Source organism: Pseudomonas sp. HUK17 (genome assembly GCF_001566765.1).
In genome coordinates, this window is the sequence record NZ_LSMW01000001.1 from 32,110 (window position 1) to 49,173 (window position 17,064).

13 protein-coding genes are annotated in these 17,064 nt (G+C 67.5%); 8 read left to right on the forward strand and 5 right to left on the reverse strand.

The window, feature by feature from the left end; genetic code table 11:
* The first annotated feature begins 1 nt into the window (after position 1).
* On the forward strand, positions 2-976 hold the full coding sequence (gene trxB, locus AX284_RS00140; protein ID WP_068382920.1) for a thioredoxin-disulfide reductase: 975 nt from the start codon (positions 2-4) through the stop codon (positions 974-976).
* A 212-nt stretch (positions 977-1,188) separates the two neighbouring features.
* Here trxB and glyA read toward each other — a convergent pair whose 3' ends face one another.
* Positions 1,189-2,442 (reverse strand): serine hydroxymethyltransferase, encoded by a 1,254-nt coding sequence (gene glyA / locus AX284_RS00145; RefSeq protein WP_068382922.1) that lies wholly within the window; start codon positions 2,440-2,442, stop codon positions 1,189-1,191.
* A 123-nt stretch (positions 2,443-2,565) separates the two neighbouring features.
* Positions 2,566-6,759, reverse strand: coding sequence for an EAL domain-containing protein (locus tag AX284_RS00150; RefSeq protein WP_068382924.1), 4,194 nt, complete (start codon positions 6,757-6,759; stop codon positions 2,566-2,568).
* A 211-nt stretch (positions 6,760-6,970) separates the two neighbouring features.
* Between AX284_RS00150 and ettA the strand changes: the two genes are divergently transcribed.
* From ettA to modC, 4 genes are all read left to right on the forward strand, one after another.
* Positions 6,971-8,635 (forward strand): energy-dependent translational throttle protein EttA, encoded by a 1,665-nt coding sequence (ettA, locus tag AX284_RS00155; RefSeq protein WP_017639072.1) that lies wholly within the window; start codon positions 6,971-6,973, stop codon positions 8,633-8,635.
* Positions 8,636-8,750: 115 nt separating this feature from the next.
* Positions 8,751-9,506, forward strand: a complete 756-nt coding sequence (gene modA, locus AX284_RS00160; protein ID WP_068382927.1) for a molybdate ABC transporter substrate-binding protein — start codon at positions 8,751-8,753, stop codon at positions 9,504-9,506.
* A gap of 4 nt (positions 9,507-9,510) precedes the next feature.
* Complete coding sequence (gene modB / locus AX284_RS00165; protein ID WP_068382928.1) at positions 9,511-10,188, forward strand: molybdate ABC transporter permease subunit; 678 nt, start codon at positions 9,511-9,513, stop codon at positions 10,186-10,188.
* Positions 10,185-11,261: a molybdenum ABC transporter ATP-binding protein gene (gene modC / locus AX284_RS00170; RefSeq protein ID WP_068382929.1), complete on the forward strand. Its 1,077-nt coding sequence runs from the start codon at positions 10,185-10,187 to the stop codon at positions 11,259-11,261. Before modB ends, modC begins: the two co-directional genes overlap by 4 nt.
* Here the strand turns inward: modC and AX284_RS00175 are convergent.
* Positions 11,253-12,179, reverse strand: coding sequence for a LysR family transcriptional regulator (locus AX284_RS00175; protein WP_068382930.1), 927 nt, complete (start codon positions 12,177-12,179; stop codon positions 11,253-11,255). The two genes, modC and AX284_RS00175, sit on opposite strands and share 9 nt — an antisense overlap.
* A gap of 138 nt (positions 12,180-12,317) precedes the next feature.
* On the opposite strand from AX284_RS00175, the gene AX284_RS00180 reads away from it, so the two are divergent.
* On the forward strand, positions 12,318-13,214 hold the full coding sequence (locus tag AX284_RS00180; protein ID WP_068382931.1) for a DMT family transporter: 897 nt from the start codon (positions 12,318-12,320) through the stop codon (positions 13,212-13,214).
* On the opposite strand, the gene AX284_RS00185 is transcribed toward AX284_RS00180, so the two are convergent.
* Positions 13,187-14,119, reverse strand: coding sequence for an acetamidase/formamidase family protein (locus AX284_RS00185; RefSeq protein WP_068382932.1), 933 nt, complete (start codon positions 14,117-14,119; stop codon positions 13,187-13,189). The genes AX284_RS00180 and AX284_RS00185 overlap by 28 nt on opposite strands.
* A 26-nt stretch (positions 14,120-14,145) precedes the next feature.
* Positions 14,146-15,528: an APC family permease gene (locus tag AX284_RS00190; protein ID WP_068382934.1), complete on the reverse strand. Its 1,383-nt coding sequence runs from the start codon at positions 15,526-15,528 to the stop codon at positions 14,146-14,148.
* Between the two features lie 154 nt (positions 15,529-15,682).
* On the opposite strand from AX284_RS00190, the gene AX284_RS00195 reads away from it, so the two are divergent.
* Both AX284_RS00195 and AX284_RS00200 read left to right on the forward strand, forming a co-directional pair.
* Complete coding sequence (locus AX284_RS00195; protein ID WP_068382936.1) at positions 15,683-16,447, forward strand: LuxR family transcriptional regulator; 765 nt, start codon at positions 15,683-15,685, stop codon at positions 16,445-16,447.
* Between the two features lie 89 nt (positions 16,448-16,536).
* Positions 16,537-17,007, forward strand: coding sequence for a nuclear transport factor 2 family protein (locus tag AX284_RS00200; RefSeq protein ID WP_017639081.1), 471 nt, complete (start codon positions 16,537-16,539; stop codon positions 17,005-17,007).
* The last annotated feature ends 57 nt before the right edge of the window (positions 17,008-17,064 follow it).

Genomic DNA, 17,064 nt, shown 5'->3' on the forward strand with positions numbered 1-17,064 from the left:
CATGTCTGAAGCCAGCACCACGCGTCATTCGCGTCTCATCATCCTCGGTTCCGGTCCGGCCGGTTACACGGCCGCGGTCTATGCCGCCCGGGCCAACCTCAAGCCGCTGCTGATCACCGGCATGCAGATGGGCGGCCAGCTGACCACCACCACCGAGGTCGACAACTGGCCTGGCGATCCCCATGACCTGACCGGTCCGGCACTGATGGAGCGGATGCGCGAGCACGCCGAGCGCTTCGAGACCGAGATCGTCTTCGATCACATCAACGCCGTGGACTTCGGTGGCAAGCCCTATACCCTCAAGGGTGACAGCGCCACCTACACCTGCGACGCCCTGATCATCGCCACCGGTGCCAGCGCCCGCTACCTGGGTCTGGCCAGCGAAGAAGCCTTCATGGGCAAGGGCGTGTCCGCCTGTGCCACCTGCGACGGTTTCTTCTATCGCAACCGTGAGGTGGCGGTGGTCGGCGGCGGCAATACCGCGGTCGAGGAAGCCCTGTACCTGGCCAACATCGCCAGCAAGGTGACCCTGATCCACCGCCGCGAGACCTTCCGCGCCGAGAAGATCCTGCAGGACAAACTGCGCGCCCGGGTCGCCGAAGGCAAGATGGTGCTCAAGCTCAATGCCAGCGTCGACGAGGTGCTGGGTGACAACATGGGCGTCACTGGGGTGCGTTTGAAGAACAACGACGGCAGCACCGAGGAGTTGCAGGTGGCCGGTCTGTTCGTCGCCATCGGCCACACGCCCAACACCGCGCTGTTCGAAGGCCAGCTGGACAGCCACGACGGCTACCTGGTGGTGAAGGGTGGTCGCGAGGCCAATGCCACCGCCACCAACGTCCCGGGCGTGTTCGCCGCCGGTGACGTGGCCGACCACACCTACCGCCAGGCGATCACCTCGGCCGGTGCCGGTTGCATGGCCGCTCTGGACGCCGAGCGCTACCTGGATGGCTTGGGCGATCTGCAGGTCCTGTAAGCGCCTGATTGTCGCCTGACAACGAAAAACCCCGGCACTGGCCGGGGTTTTTTCGTTTCCGGGCTCTTCCGGCCTGCGACAAGACCTGGCTTGGCTGCCTTGACGATCTTTCTGGAAATGCAACGAGCCCCGGCCGATTGGTCGGGGCTCGTTGTTTGGGGTTTTCCCTCACCCCGGCCCTCTCCCAGGGGAGAGGGGGGAAGGCGGACCTCTTACTTGCCGTATACCGGCAGGCGGGCGCAGACGGCCTGGACCTTCTCACGCACGGCGTCGATCACGGATTCGTCGCCCATGTTGCCGAGGATGTCGCAGATCCAGCCGGCCAGCTCGCGGCACTCGGCTTCCTGGAAGCCACGGGTGGTGACGGCCGGGGTGCCGATGCGCAGACCGGAGGTGACGAAGGGCGAGCGCGGATCGTTCGGCACCGAGTTCTTGTTCACGGTGATGAAGGCGCGACCCAGGGCAGCGTCCGCATCCTTGCCGGTAATTTCCTGTTTGATCAGGCTGAGCAGGAACAGGTGGTTGTCGGTGCCGCCGGAGACCACGTCGAAGCCGCGCTCGATGAACACGCCGGCCATGGCCTGGGCGTTCTTGATCACCTGCTGCTGATAGGTCTTGAACTCGGGCTGCAGGGCTTCCTTGAAGCACACCGCCTTGCCTGCGATGACGTGCATCAGCGGACCGCCCTGGGCGCCGGGGAAGACCGCCGAGTTGAGCTTCTTCTCGATGGCTTCGTTGGCCTTGGCCAGGATCAGGCCGCCGCGCGGGCCGCGCAGGGTCTTGTGGGTGGTGCTGGTGACCACGTCGGCGAAGGGCACCGGATTGGGGTAGACACCGGCGGCGACCAGGCCGGCGAAGTGGGCCATGTCGACGAACAGGTAGGCACCCACGGCATCGGCGATGGCGCGGAAGCGGGCGAAATCCAGCACCTGGGAGTAGGCGGAGTAACCGGCGACGATGACCTTGGGTTTGTGCTCCTGGGCCAGGCGCTCGACCTCGGCGTAGTCGATCAGGCCTTGCTCGTCGATGCCGTACTGGACGGCGTTGTACAGCTTGCCTGACGAGGACACGGTGGCGCCGTGGGTCAGGTGGCCGCCGTGAGCCAGGCTCATGCCGAGAATGGTGTCGCCGGCTTCGATCAGCGCCAGGTACACGGCCGAGTTGGCCTGGGAGCCGGAATGCGGCTGGACGTTGGCGTAGTCGGCGCCGAACAGCTGCTTGGCGCGGTCGATGGCCAGTTGCTCGACCACGTCGACGTATTCGCAACCGCCATAGTAGCGCTTGTGGGGATAGCCTTCGGCGTACTTGTTGGTCAGCACGCTACCCTGGGCTTCCATGACCGCCGGGCTGGTGTAGTTTTCCGAAGCGATCAGCTCGATGTGATCTTCCTGACGCTGGGCTTCCTGCTGCATGGCGGCATACAGGTCGGCGTCGAAGCGGGCGAGGGTGGTTTCACGGCTGAACATGGCGGCAGGGTCCCCTGAGGCATGGCGAAGAGCGAGCCCGGTCGGGCTCGTGAGGGGCAACATTCTACCCCATCGCGGGAACTCTGAGGTATGAGCGCCAGTCATGCGGTGGCGCCACCGGTCTCATGTCAGCACGGGAAACAGACCCTGACGTTCCAGGCGCTGGCGCAGCAGGTCCGGCGGCAAGGGGCGATCGAAGAGGAAACCCTGGACCTCGTCGCAGCCATGGGTGCACAGGAAATCCAGCTGCTCCTGCTCTTCCACCCCTTCGGCGATCACCGAGAGGTTGAGGCTGTGGGCCATGGCGATGATGGCCCGGGCGATCTGGGCATCCTGCTCGCCGTGGGGCAGGCCGTCGACGAAGCTGCGGTCGATCTTGAGGATGTCGATGGGGAACTGCTTGAGGTAGTTGAGCGACGAGTAGCCGGTACCGAAGTCGTCCACCGCGATGCACAGCCCCAGGCCCTTGAGTTCGCCCAGCAGTTGCAGGGCTTCGCCGACGTCACGCATCAGGATGCTCTCGGTCAGTTCCACTTCCAGGCAGGCCGGTGCCAGACCGGTCTCGGCGAGGATGGCGGCGATGCGCTGGCCGAGCTGGCCATCGCTGAACTGGCGGGCGGAGAGGTTCACCGAGACCTTGGGGATGCGCACCTTGGCGGCGTGCCATTCGCGCATCTGCCGGCAGGCCTCGCGGATCACCCAGTCGCCCACCTGGACCACCAGGCCGATCTCCTCCAGCACCGGGATGAACTCCGCCGGCGAGACGTGGCCGCGCACCGGGTGCTCCCAGCGCAGCAGGGCCTCGACCCCGGTCAGGCGGCGGGTGTCGCAGCGATACTGCGGCTGGTAATGCAGGCGGAACTCCCCCTGCAGGAGGGCATGGCGTAGATCGGCTTCCAGTTCCAGGCGTTCCAGGGCGCGGGCGTTCATCTCGGCCTGGTAGAACTGGAAGTTGTTCTTACCCATCTCCTTGGCATGGTACATGGCCGTGTCGGCGTTCTTCATCAGCTGGCTGAGCTCGCTACCGTCCTGGGGCGACAGGGCGATCCCGATGCTGGCGGAGACGAAGAATTCGCGGCCTTCGAGGATGAAGGCTTCGGCCAGCTGGGTAAGGATCAGCTCGCCGACGCGGATCGCCTGGGCCAGGGCGGCCTCGCGGGTTTCCAGGCCGGAAAGCAGCAGGGTGAATTCGTCACCCCCCATGCGCGCCACGCTGTCTTCGGTGCCGACGCAGGCGGTCAGGCGCATGGCCACCTCCTTGAGCAAGCGGTCGCCGGCGGCGTGGCCGAGGCTGTCGTTGATCGGCTTGAAGCGGTCGAGGTCGAGGAACATCAGCACCACCCAGCTGCCGTTGTGGCGGCTCTGCTGCAGGGCGTTGTGCAGGCGATCCTGGAACAGGGTGCGGTTGGGCAGCAGGGTCAGGGCGTCATAGTAGGCCAGGCGGTGGATGCGTCTTTCGCTGGCCTTGCGCTCGCTGATGTCGACGAAGAAGCAGACATAGCTCATCAGGTCGCCGTCGTCGTCGCGGATGGCAGTGATGCCGACCCAGGAGGGGTAGGGCTCGTTGTCGTGCCGGCGCTGCCAGAGTTCGCCTTCCCAGCTCTCCTCGGTGCGCAGCTGCTGCATCACGTGCTGCAGCTGGTTGGCTTCCTGCTTGTCGGCGCAGAGCATCATCGGTTGCTGGTCGAACACCTCTTCGGGGCTGAAGCCGGTGATGCGGGTGAAGGTGCGGTTGACCCGCACGATGTAGCCCGCCGGATCGGTGACCAGGATGGCGCCGGCCGAGTGGTCGAACACCGTGGCCGCCATGCGCATGTCCTTGTCCGTGCGGCGCTGGGCGGAGATGTCGCGGCAGATGCCGAGCAGGCCGGCGAAGCGCTCGTGGTCGTCCCACAGCGGCTTGAGGCGCAGCTCGATCTGCAGGGTATGCCCCTGGGCGTGCAGGCAGTCCAGCACCAGGGGCGCGAAGTGCTCGCGGCGCAACTCGGCCAGGGCGCGTGGATTGTCGAGGCTGCGCAGCAGCCGTTGCAGGGTGCGCCGGACCTCCTGCCACTGGCGCGAGTGCACCACCAGTTCGGCCAGGGTGCGCTGTTGCAGCTCACCGACGGGATAGCCGAGCAATTCCTCCACCGAGGGACTGATGTAGTTGAGCACCAGCTGGGCGTCGGTGGTGAAGATGACGTCGCTGATGCTTTCCGCCAGCTGCCGGTAGCGATTCTCGCTTTCGCGCAGGCGCTCGCTGGCCCGCACCATGTCGGTGACATCCAGGGCCAGCCCGACCACGCTCGCCGCGGTGCCGTCCGCCGCACGGGCAAGGCGCTGCTCGCGCACGTCGAACCAGCGCCAACCGCCGTTGCGGTGCTGCCAGCGCAAGAGACTGCTGCTGGGCTGGTCGGAGAGCGTCGGGCGCATGCTCACCACCCGCTCGTGCAGTTCGAGGTCATCCGGGTGCAGGCGCGCACGCCCGAGGCTGGCGAAGGCCTCCGGCGGATAGCCGAGCTTGAGGGCCAGCGAACGACTCTCGTAGGTCAGCTCGCCGCTGGCCACGTCATAGGTATAGAGGGTGTCGGGGATGGCGCTGATCAGATTCGACCAGAAGCTGTCGCGCTCGAGCAGGCGCAATTCGCCGAGCTTGCGCTGGGTGATGTCGTTGAGGCTGAGCAGGGTCGCGTCGAGGTGCCTGGGGTCGGCTGGCAGGTGCATGGTCAGCCAGAGGTGCCGTTCGCCCTCGGCGGTGCTGATGCAGGTCTCGAGTTCCAGTACCTGCTGGCCGGAGAGCAGGCCGGCCAGCAGGCGGTAGCGCTTGCCACCGAGCTGGACGTGGGAGTCACCTACCAGCCGCGCCCAGGCCTGGTCGAGGTGCTCGATGCCGAGCATTTCCAGAGCGCGCTGGTTGATCTCGGTGATGCGTACCTGGCGACCCAGGGTATCCAGCACATCGGGCTGGCGGGCGAACAACTCCGCCAGTTGCTCGGGGCGCTCCAGCCCCAGGTCGCGCATGCGGGGCCAGATGGCGCTCAGATCGACCACGCAGATGCCGGTGTGCACCCCGTTGAAGATGTTCTCATAGCGCTGACGGGTGGTCTGGATGGTGTCCAGGTTGCGCTGCTGGTCGGTGACGTCGCGCAGCACCCAGACGAAACCGTCCTGGGTCTGGGTACGGTCACGCAGGACCCGGGCGCTGGGCTGGCTCTCCGCCAGGGCATGGCAACTGACCGTGAAACGGCGTGGCTGCCCCTCCACCGTCAGGCTGATCAGGGCACCACTGTCCCGCTCGGCGGGCGTCAGGGCAACCAACGGGGGCAACAGACTGGCGAGGAAATACTGCTGGGCGTCGTCGGGGGCGATGCCCAGCAGACGGCCGGCCGTGGCGTTGACATGGACCAGGCGGCCATCGGCCTGGGTCATGCAGACGGCTTCCTCGATGCCGTTCAGGGCGGTGCCCGCCAGGCGCAAGCCACGCCGCGAGGCGAGGGTGAGGGCACGCAGGCCCTGTTCTTCGCGCAGCAGCAGGTAGAGCAGAATGGCGGCCACCAGGCCGGACAGGCTGAACAGCGCCAGGCGGCCGAAGGAGGCGCCCAGCAACGTGGCGCCCACGTCTTCGCCGGGATGGGTACCCACCACCTGCCAGTTGCTGTAGGCCAGCTCCTGGCGGACCTCGTCGATGCCGCTCGCCGCCGGGATCGCGCCGACGCGGAACAGCAGGGTGCCCTGGGTGCGATCCTCCAGGCGCCAGTCGAGGCCCGATGGCACCCGGCTCGGCCGCCACAGGGATTCGAGCAGGGGCGCGCTGGTCAGCACCCACCAGCCGTCCTGCAGTTGAGGATCGCCGGCCAGCAGCACATAGAGGGGCGCGGCGCTGGCCTCGGCGTTGTAGCCGTAGCGGAAGTCGGCCTGACCGCTGCGGGCGATCAGTTGCTGGATGAAGGCGGCGTCTGGTGTATCACCCAGGCGCGCGGCGCGCAGGTTGGCATTGGCCGGCAGCCAGCGCACCTGTTGCAGGCCGGGAAAGAAGTCCTTGAGACTGAGCAGCAGATTGGGCGCCAGCGGCAGGGTTGGATCCAGCGACCAGCGCAGGGTGCTGCGCACGGCCTGGGCCTTGAGCGCCAGCCCGAATTCGACGGTGTTGGCCAGTTGCCGGGTCAGGCCTTCCAGCTGTTCGCGACGCAGGGCCTCGCGCTCGGCCACGCTGGCGAAGGCCTGCCAGAACATCAGGGCCAGCATGGCCAGCAGCGAAAGGATCAGCAGACCGCGGGTCAGGCGTCGCGAGGAGGGGGCGAGCGGCTCTTCCGGCAGCGAGGAGGGCGGGCTATTCACGACGGACTGCGTTCCTGCAGAGGCGATGGCCGTTCGGCTGCGCCCGGTTCCGCGGGGCAGGGATGGCCTATGATAAGGGACCGGACGGTGTCTCCGCCGGTTTTTTCCGCGTGATCAGCGTCGGCGCTTTCGTCGCGCGGGGTTTCGACAGCGTTCGCTGCTGACGCCATACTGTGTCCCCTGTTTTTCATTCCGGTCCCAAGGTTCTCCCATGGCTCAATACGTCTACACCATGCACCGGGTCGGCAAGGTCGTGCCGCCCAAGCGTGAAATCCTCAAGAACATCTCCCTGTCGTTCTTTCCCGGCGCCAAGATCGGCGTGCTCGGTCTGAACGGCGCGGGCAAGTCGACGCTGCTGCGCATCATGGCCGGCGTCGATACCGAGATCGAAGGTGAAGCGCGGCCGATGCCCGGTATCAATGTGGGTTATCTGCCGCAGGAACCGAAACTTGATCCCGAGCAGACGGTTCGTGAGGTGGTCGAGGAAGCGGTCGGCCAGATCAAGCAGGCTCAGGCCCGCCTGGACGAGGTCTATGCCGCCTACGCCGAGCCGGACGCCGACTTCGACGCCCTGGCCGCCGAGCAGGCCAAGCTGGAAGCCATCCTCCAGGCCGCCGACGGCCACAACCTGGAGCGCCAGCTGGAAGTCGCCGCCGACGCCCTGCGCCTGCCGGCCTGGGACGCCAAGGTCGGTGTGCTCTCCGGTGGCGAGAAGCGCCGCGTGGCGCTGTGCCGCCTGCTGCTGTCGGCCCCCGACATGCTGCTGCTGGACGAACCCACCAACCACCTGGACGCCGACTCGGTGGCCTGGCTGGAGCATTTCCTGCACGACTTCCCCGGCACCGTGGTGGCCATCACCCACGACCGCTACTTCCTCGACAACGTCGCCGGCTGGATCCTGGAACTGGACCGAGGCCAGGGCATCCCCTTCGAGGGCAACTACTCCGGCTGGCTGGAATCCAAGGCCGCGCGCCTGACCCAGGAAGCCAAGCAGGAAGCCGCCCATGCCAAGGCCATGAAGGCCGAACTGGAATGGGTGCGCTCCGGCGCCAAGGCCCGCCAGTCCAAGTCCAAGGCCCGGCTGCAGCGCTTCGAGGAAATGCAGTCCCAGGAATTCCAGAAGCGCAGCGAGACCAACGAGATCTACATCCCCGCCGGTCAGCGGCTGGGCGACAAGGTCATCGAGTTCAAGAACGTCAGCAAGGGCTATGGCGACCGCCTGCTGATCGACGACCTGAGCTTCGTGGTGCCCAAGGGCGCCATCGTTGGCGTCATCGGTGGCAACGGCGCCGGCAAGTCGACCCTGTTCCGCATGATCATGGGCAAGGAGCAGCCGGACGCGGGCAGCATCGAGATCGGTGACACCGTGCAACTGGCCAGCGTCGACCAGAGCCGCGAGAACCTGTCCGACACCAAGACCGTCTGGGAGCAGGTTTCCGACGGCTCCGACGTGATCAAGATCGGCAACTACGAGGTGCCCTCGCGCAGTTACGTGGGGCGCTTCAACTTCAAGGGCGCCGACCAGCAGAAGTTCGTCAAGGACCTCTCCGGCGGTGAGCGCGGGCGTCTGCACCTGGCGCTGACCCTCAAGCAGGGCGGCAACGTGCTGCTGCTGGACGAACCCTCCAACGACCTGGACGTGGAAACCCTGCGGGCCCTGGAAGACGCCCTGCTGGACTTCCCCGGCGCGGCCATCGTGATCTCCCACGACCGCTGGTTCCTCGACCGTATCGCCACCCACATCCTCTCCTACGAGGATGATTCCAACGTGGTGTTCTTCGAAGGCAACTACACCGAGTACGAAGCCGATCGCAAGAAGCGCTTGGGCGAGGCCGCGGCCCAGCCCAAGCGGGTCAAGTACAAGAAGCTGGCGTAAGCGTCAGCACCAACGCCGGCGGGGCAACCTGCCGGCGTTTTCTTTTGTGCCCTCTGTAGCAGCCAGCGTCCTGCGGCTGCAAAGGGGCTGCTAGCCCTCGATGGAGCCAGATCCGATGATCTCCAGCCGTTCCCGCCTGTTGCTTTCCCTCCTCACCGCGGCCCTGGCCACCCCCGCCCTGGCTGACGAGGTCCAGGTGGCCGTGGCCGCCAATTTCAGCGCGCCGCTCAAGGCCATCGGCGAGCAGTTCACCCGGGACACCGGTCATCAGCTGGTGATTTCCAGCGGCGCCACCGGCCAGCTCTATACCCAGATCAGGAACGGCGCGCCCTTCGCGGTCTTTCTCTCTGCCGATGACACCACTCCGGCCAAGCTGGAAAGCGAGGGCGCGGCGGTCAAGGACTCGCGCTTCACCTATGCCATCGGCACCCTGGCGCTCTGGTCGCCCAAGCCCGGCTATGTGGATGGCGAGGGCGCCGTGCTCAAGCGGAACGCCTTCGCCCACCTGGCCGTGGCCAATCCCAAGACCGCGCCCTATGGCCTGGCCGCCACCCAGGTGCTGGCCAAGCTGGGCCTGACCGAGGCGGTGGCGGCCAAGCGGGTGGAAGGCCAGAACATCACCCAGACCTACCAGTTCGTCGCCACCGGCAATGCCGAGCTGGGTTTCGTCGCCCTGTCGCAGATCTACCAGGACGGCAAGATCAAGGAAGGCTCGGCCTGGATCGTGCCGGCCGCGCTCTATGAGCCGATCCGCCAAGACGCCGTATTGCTGGACAAGGGCCAAGAGCAGCCGGCGGCCAAGGCGCTACTGGCCTATCTCAAGGGACCCCAGGCGGCCGCGGTGCTCAAGGCCTACGGCTACCGGCAGTGATCCCATGACCCTGAGCGCGGCGGACTGGGCGGCGATCCGCCTGACCCTGGAACTGGCCAGCGTGACCACGCTGCTGCTGCTGGTGCTGGGGACGCCCCTCGCCTGGTGGCTGGCACGCACCCGCTCCCGGCTCAAGGGGCCCGTCGGCGCCCTGGTGGCCCTGCCGCTGGTCTTGCCGCCCACGGTGATCGGCTTCTACCTGCTGCTGGCCATGGGGCCGGAAGGCTGGGTGGGGCAGTTGACCGAAGCATTGGGCCTGGGTCGGTTGCCCTTTACCTTCGCCGGGCTGGTGGTGGGTTCGCTGTTCTATTCGCTGCCCTTCGTGGTGCAGCCGCTGCAGAACGCCTTCGAGGCCATCGGTCCACGTCCCCTGGAAGCGGCGGCTACCCTCAGGGCCGGCCCCCTGGATACCTTCTTCCATGTGGTGCTGCCGCTGGCGCGGCCGGGCTTCGTCACCGCCGCCATCCTCGGCTTCGCCCATACCGTGGGCGAATTCGGCGTGGTGCTGATGATCGGCGGCAACATCCCCGGGCGCACCCAGGTGGTCTCTACCCAGATCTTCAATCACGTGGAAGCCATGGAGTATCCCCAGGCGCACCTGCTGGCCGGCGGCATGCTGGCCTTCTCCTTCGTGATCCTGCTGCTGCTCTATGGGCGCCGCGGGCGGTCGGCCTGGACATGAGTCTCGCGGCGAGATTCCAACTCACGCACCCGGGGTTCACGCTGGACGTGGACCTGGCGTTGCCCGGCAGCGGCGTCACCGCGCTGTTCGGCCCCTCGGGCTCGGGCAAGACCAGCTGCCTGAGGTGCGTGGCCGGCCTCGAACCCGCGGCCCGCGGGCGCCTGGTGGTGGCCGGCGAGACCTGGCAGGACAGCGAGCGCGGGCTGTTCCTGCCGCCGCATCGGCGTGCCCTGGGTTATGTCTTCCAGGATGCCAATCTGTTCGAGCACCTGGACGTGCGTCGCAACCTGCTGTTCGGCTGGAAGCGGGTGGCACCAGGCGACCGGCGGCTGGCGCTGGAACAGATCGTCGAGCTGCTGGGCATCGAGGGACTGCTCGCGCGGATGCCGGCGCGCCTGTCCGGCGGCGAACGCCAGCGGGTCGGCATCGCCCGGGCGCTGCTGACCAGTCCGCGCCTCCTGCTCATGGACGAGCCCCTGGCGGCGCTGGACGCCGAGCGCAAGGCCGAGATCCTGCCCTACCTGGAACGCCTGACCCGAGAGCTGGCGCTGCCGATCCTCTATGTCAGCCACGCCCCCGACGAGGTGGCGCGGCTGGCAGATCACCTGGTGCTGCTGGAGCGGGGCCGGGTGCTGGCCAGCGGGCCGACCAGCGGGGTGCTGGCGCGCCTCGACCTGCCCATCGCCCTGGCCGAAGACGCCGGGGTGGTGCTGGAAGGGCGGGTGCTCGGCCATGACCCGGACTACGGCCTGCTCAGTCTGGGCCTGCCGGGCGAGCAGCGCGTGTTGCTCGCCCATGCGCCGCTGCCGTCCGGGCAGGCGCTACGCATCAAGGTACTGGCGCGAGACGTCAGCCTGAGCCTGGAACGCCAGCACAGCAGCATCCTCAATGTGCTGCCCGCGACCGTTGCCGAAATCGCCCCGACCCGCTCGCCCGCCCAGGTGCTCTTGCGCCTGGACCTGGGCGGTACGGCGCTGCTGGCGCGGATCACCCGCTATTCGCTGGAACGCCTGGCGCTGCAGCCAGGCAGTCGGGTCTGGGCGCAGCTCAAGTCGGTGGCCGTATTAGCCTGAAGCTGCCGCAGGCCGGAGTCGCTCCAGCAGAAAATCCACCAGCACCCTGACCGCTGCCGGCAGCTGGCGATCCGGTGGATAGAGCAGCCAGGCGGTGCCCTGGTAGGGACCGAGGTATTGCCAGTCGGGCAGTACCCGCAGCAGGCTGCCGTCGGCCAGACCGGCTTCGGCGGCAAAGGCCGGCAGGCAGGCGATGCCGAGGTCGGCGAGGGTGGCTTCCAGGCGCACGCCGCTGTGATTGCAGGCCAGGCGGCCGCGCACCGTCACGCTTTCCACCCGGTCGCCGCGGCGCAGTTGCCAGCGCTGGTCGCCCGGAGTTTCGCCCAGGTACAGGCAATCGTGTTCGGCCAGTGCCTGGGGCTGCTGCGGCGTGCCGCGCCCTTTTAGATAAGCCGGGCTGGCGCAGAGCACGAAGTCCATCTCCCGCAGCGGTCGGGCGACGAAGCCGGCAGGCGGCTGCTCGGTGATGCGCACCAGCAGATCCTGGTCGTCGGCGATGGGGTCCAGCGGGCGGTCGTCCAGGCGCAGTTGCAGATCCACTTCGGGATAGCGCTGGAAGAAGTCCGGCAGCAGCGGCGCTATCAGCCGGTAGCCGACCGCCTTGGGCACCGCCAGCCGCACCTGGCCGCGAGGTTCTTCGCGGTGCTGCAGGCCACTGTCCAATGCCGCGCCGGCGGCGGCTAGCAGTTGGCGGCAGTGGCCAAGCACCTCGCGGCCGGCCTCGCTCAGGCGCAGCTGGCGGGTGGTGCGCTGCAACAGGCGTACCCCCAACTCCCGTTCCAGCCGTGCGACCTGGCGACTGACCGCCGAAGGCGTGGCGTCCAGCAGCCGGGCGGCGGCGGTGAAGCTGCCGGTCTCCACCACCTTGGCGAAGGCGACCATGCAGGGCAACAGGGGAAGGGCGCGCAGAAGGTCCATGCCAAAATCCACGGGAAGCAATGGGGCCGGGAAGACTGTCATTGCTTCCCTGGCGGAACAAGAGCTATGCACGCAGGCGGGCTTATCGCACCTACCTGGGGCGGGCACACTGGCGGCCTAATTCAGGGAGATGCTGTCATGTCGCAACGCCCCACCTTCGGCCTCGCCGAAGGCCTGCTGCTCGCCACTGCTTTGGTCTGGGGGACCAGCTATGCCGTAGTCAAGGACGCCGTGGTGCTCTATCCGGTAATGGGCTATCTGGCGCTACGCTTCTGTCTCACCGCAGCGCTGCTGCTACCCACTCTGAGGGGCGAGGGCCGGCGAGCCTGGCGCCCCGGGGTGCCGACCGGTCTGTTGCTATTGGCGATCTTTCTCGCCGAGACCTATGGCGTGGCCCTGACCAGCGCCAGCAACGCCGCCTTTCTCATCAGCCTCTGCGTGGCCCTGACGCCCTTCGCCGAGTGGTGGCTGCTCGGCCAGCGCCCCGAGGCCCGCGCCCTGGGCGCCGCGGCGCTGGCGGTGGCGGGCGCCGGGCTGCTGACCCGTGGGGTGACCCTGAGCTTCAACCTGGGGGACGGCCTGATCCTGCTGGCGGCCGTATTGCGCGCGGTCAACGTCTGCGTGGTGCGCCGGCGTCTGCAGCAGGCCAGTGCCCCGGTGCCGGCCCTGGCGCTGACCGCGGTGCAGACCGGCGTGGTGGGCCTGGCCTGTCTGCTGCTGTTCGTCCTGGGCCCGGGTCTGGCGCCGCTGCCCGTGCAGCCAGGCTTCTGGCTCGCCACCGGCTACCTGGTGCTGTTCTGCACCCTGGGCGCCTTTCTCGCCCAGAACTATGCCCTGGGCCGCACCAGCGCCACCCGCGTCGCCCTGCTGATGGGCGCCGAGCCGCTGTTCGGCGCGCTGTTCGCCAGCTTCTGGCTGGACGAACGCCTGGGCCTCTGGGGCTGGCTGGGCGGCCTGCTGATCGTCATCGCCTCGCTGTGGGGGACGTTGCCACGGCGGGCGCCAGACTATTCGAACACGATCCGCGGGAAATAGAAGCCAACCACCCAGTTGGGCACGTCGACGATCTCGCTGATGCGCAGGTCGCCACAGACCGAACAGAGCAGATAGGCCTGTTCCGCCGGCAGGTTGCGGGTCTGCCCGAGCCAGTCGATGGCGCCGCTGACGGCCATGCGCGCCGCAGCCAGCAGGTCCGGCCCGACGCCGGTGAAGACCTCGTAACCCGCGCCGTCCAGGTGACGGGTGACCGGCCCCGGGGTGCTGAAGCGCGGCATGGCCAGCGGCTGCTGCTTGATCAGCTCGAAGGTCGCAGTGACCGCCATGGCGGTCTCGATGGCGGTGCCGCAGACCTCACCATCGCCCTGGGCAGCATGGGTATCGCCGATGGAAAACAGCGCCCCGGCTACCTCCACCGGCAGGTAAAGGCTGGTGCCGGCGGCCAGGTCGCGGATATCCAGGTTGCCGCCCACCCGCCGCGGTGGCACCACCGAGTGCAGACCTGGCGCAGCAGGAGCCACCCCCAGGGTGCCGGCGAAGGGCTTGAGCGGGACCCGCGCCAGCTCGCCGAAGGCGGCCGGTGTCTGCCCGCTGCGGTCGTAATGCCAGAGCTGCAGCACCGGGTCCGGAAACTGGTCGGCGAGCAGGCCGAAGCCGGGTATGTTGGCGGTCCAGCCAAAGCCGCTGGGGGTGAAGCTGTCCAGCGTCACCCTGAGTACATCACCGGGCTCGGCACCCTCGATCCACAGCGGGCCGCAGACCGGATTGACCCGCTCGAAGGGCAGGGTGGCGACGTCGGCGGCACTGGAGTGGGCGTGGAAGTGGCCGTCCGCCGCGTCACGGCAGGCAAAGCTCACCGTCTCGCCCGGCGCGACCGCCAGCGCCGGGGCGAGGCTGTGATCCCAGCCGCAATGGCAGTGCTGGCTGTGCAGGGTCTTGATCATCGGAAGCCTCCGCGGGCGGGCAATGCCTAGTGGACGGCGTCATTGGCCTTGAATTCCGTGGTCCGACCGCTGAGTTTGAGAAAGGCCAGCACGGCCAGACCCAGCACCATCCAGCAGCTGCCGCCGACCTTGGCGTAGATGTCGGCGTTGAACAGCACATAGGCGAGGATGATGAAGCCGACCAGCGGGACCAGGGCGTACAGCAGCGGGCGACCGGCGCCGCGGTGATGCCAGGCCACTGCTACATGCAGGAGCAGGAAGGCGGTCAGCGCACCGAAGTTGCACATGGAGGCGAGCAGGTTGATCTGGCCGACAAAGAACAGTCCCAGCATCAGACTCAGAGCCGCCACCAGCAGGATGGCGCGCTGCGGCACCCGGGTCTTGGGATGGATCTGGCGCAGGAACTGCGGCAGCTGGCGGTCGCGGGCCATGGCGAACAGCAGCCGGGAGGTGGCGGCCTGGGCCACCAGGGCATTGGCGATGGCGGCACCGATGGCCACCGCCAGGGCGATCACCACCTGCAGCCAGGGGCCGGCGATCAGTCGGCCGATCTCGTAGAAGGCGTTGTTCGAGGCATCGGCGTCGGGGTACTGGATCAGGTTGGGTTGCAGCAGGGCGGCCAGCCAGGTCTGCACCATGAACAGCGCGGCCACCAGGGTCAGGGCCAGTAGGGTGGCGCGACCCACCACGCGGCTGCCGCCGCGGGTTTCTTCGGAGAGGGTGGAGATGGCGTCGAAGCCGAGAAAGGACAGCACCGCCACCGACAGGGCGCTGAAGATCAGCGGCAGGGAGAATTCCTGGGAGTTGTACAGCGGCTTCAAGGTCCATTCGGCGCCGTTGACCCCGCGGCTGATGGCCAGGGACGCCAGCACCACGAACACCAGCAGCACCGCCAGCTGGCCATAGAGGAACAGCCGGTTGGCGCGGGCGGTGGTCTCGATGCCACGCAGGTTGACCAGGGTGTTGAGGCCGACGAAGAAAACGATCCACAGCGGCTGGGGAATGGCTGGGATGACGTTGGCCATGGCGTTGGCGCCGATCACATAGAGCAGGGTGGGCACCAGCAGGTAGTCGAGCAGGATGGCCCAGCCGGCGAGGAAACCCAGCGCCGGGTGCAGGCCGCGGCCGACGTAGGCATAGACCGAGCCGGCCACCGGGAAGGCGCGCGACATCTGCTGGTAGCTGACCGCGGTGAACAGCATGGCGACGAAGCCGATGAGGTAGGTGAGGGGCACCATGCCGTGACTGGCGTCGAATACCCCGCCAAAGATGGAAAAGGGGGCGATGGGCACCATGAACACCAGACCGTAGATCAGCAGGTCCTTCAGCCCGAGCTGGCGCTTGAGTTCCTGGGTGTAGCCGAAGCGGGCGAGGTCGGCGCTGTCGCCGGACGGAGCGTGCTGAGTCATAGGGGCTTCCTCGAAGGGGCGGGGTAGACTCGACTCTAGGCCAGGGTGGACGCTGGCCCCATCCATAAAAGTGCTAGGTTTGCAGCAGCGCTGGCGTGACTGGCAGAACCTTTGCTTCGCGTTCCCCATCGTGATCCAGGGGAGGAGCTCCAAGATGCATGCCGATCTGCTCACCATCAGCCGCCGCCTCGTCGGATTGCCCACGCTCGACGCCTGTCTGGATGCGGTGCAGGCCAGCGCTGATCGCCTCGGCTGCAAGGCGCTGATCTACGACTACGCCCCGGTGCCGCTGAGTCACGAGGGGGTGCTCATCACGCCCTCGGTGTTCAAGGTGCGCAACGCCCCGGCGGACATGCAGGCCTTCTGGTGCGAGCGCGGCTACTACCAGATCGATCCGGTGCAACAGTGCGCCAGCCGGCGCGCGGCACCCTTCGTCTGGTCGTTTCGCAGCGAAACCCGTAGCGCCCTGCGCGAGTACCTGGGTGACAGTCATCGGCCGGTCACCTGCTATGTGCGTGACAGCGGCCTCGCCACCGGGGTGACGGTACCGCTGCACCTGCCCGGCGGTGCCTTCGCCACCCTGACCGGCATCCTCGATGCCGATGCCCCGGACGCCGAGGCCGCCGGCGAAGCCTGTCTAGGCGCCTTTCTGGTCCTCGCCCATGCCTTCCAGGCCCGCGCCGACGAATTGCTCGCGCCCGCCGAGCGGCGCTGCGGCCAGATCCGCCTGACACCGCGCGAGCGTGAATGCCTGCAGTATTCCGCCAAGGGGCTGACCGCCAAGCGCATCGCCGCGACCCTCAACCGCTCCACCGCCACGGTCAACCTGCACCTCAACTCCGCCGCCCGCAAACTGGGCGCGCGCAACCGGGTCGAGGCGGTGGTGCGGGGATTGCACTATCGCCTGGTAGAAGTCTGAGCGACTTGGCCAGATCCGTGGGCCGTTCGACCTTGTGACACTCCCGCTGCGGCCTGACACTGGGGCCTCATCTGCCAAGGAGAGTCCCCATGAGCGCTGCCCGTCCCCCCGTTCCTCCCTTTACCCTGGAGTCCGCCCAGCAAAAAGTCCGCGCCGCCGAAGACGGCTGGAACAGCCGCGATCCGGCCAAGGTGGCCCTGGCCTATACCGCCGACAGCCGCTGGCGTAATCGCTCGGATTTCCTCCAGGGCCGCGCCGCCATCGAGGCCTTTCTCACCCGCAAGTGGCAGCGCGAGCACGAGTACCGGCTGATCAAGGAGCTGTGGGCCCATGACGGCGCGCGCATCGCCGTGCGCTTCGCCTACGAATGGCGGGATGAAGACGGCCAGTGGTACCGCGCCTACGGCAACGAGAACTGGCACTTCGACGACCAGGGTCTGATGGCCGAGCGTCACGCCAGCATCAACGACCTGCCGATCAGCGAGGCTGAACGGCTGTTTCACTGGCCCCAGGGGCGGCGGCCGGACGATCATCCGGGGTTGAGCGACCTGGGGTTGTAAGACTTGGATAGGGCGTAGCCTGGACCGGGGCGTTGCCTTGTCCACCGGGTGCGGCTT

Coding starts and splice junctions, on each gene's coding strand:
- trxB (WP_068382920.1), top strand. CDS start 2: ATGTCTGAAGCCAGCACCACGCGTCATTCGCGTCTCATCATCCTCGGT.
- modC (WP_068382929.1), top strand. CDS start 10,185: ATGAGTCTCGCGGCGAGATTCCAACTCACGCACCCGGGGTTCACGCTG.
- AX284_RS00180 (WP_068382931.1), top strand. CDS start 12,318: ATGTCGCAACGCCCCACCTTCGGCCTCGCCGAAGGCCTGCTGCTCGCC.
- AX284_RS00195 (WP_068382936.1), top strand. CDS start 15,683: ATGCATGCCGATCTGCTCACCATCAGCCGCCGCCTCGTCGGATTGCCC.
- modA (WP_068382927.1), top strand. CDS start 8,751: ATGATCTCCAGCCGTTCCCGCCTGTTGCTTTCCCTCCTCACCGCGGCC.
- glyA (WP_068382922.1), bottom strand. CDS start 2,442: ATGTTCAGCCGTGAAACCACCCTCGCCCGCTTCGACGCCGACCTGTAT.
- modB (WP_068382928.1), top strand. CDS start 9,511: ATGACCCTGAGCGCGGCGGACTGGGCGGCGATCCGCCTGACCCTGGAA.
- AX284_RS00185 (WP_068382932.1), bottom strand. CDS start 14,119: ATGATCAAGACCCTGCACAGCCAGCACTGCCATTGCGGCTGGGATCAC.
- AX284_RS00200 (WP_017639081.1), top strand. CDS start 16,537: ATGAGCGCTGCCCGTCCCCCCGTTCCTCCCTTTACCCTGGAGTCCGCC.
- ettA (WP_017639072.1), top strand. CDS start 6,971: ATGGCTCAATACGTCTACACCATGCACCGGGTCGGCAAGGTCGTGCCG.
- AX284_RS00175 (WP_068382930.1), bottom strand. CDS start 12,179: ATGGACCTTCTGCGCGCCCTTCCCCTGTTGCCCTGCATGGTCGCCTTC.
- AX284_RS00190 (WP_068382934.1), bottom strand. CDS start 15,528: ATGACTCAGCACGCTCCGTCCGGCGACAGCGCCGACCTCGCCCGCTTC.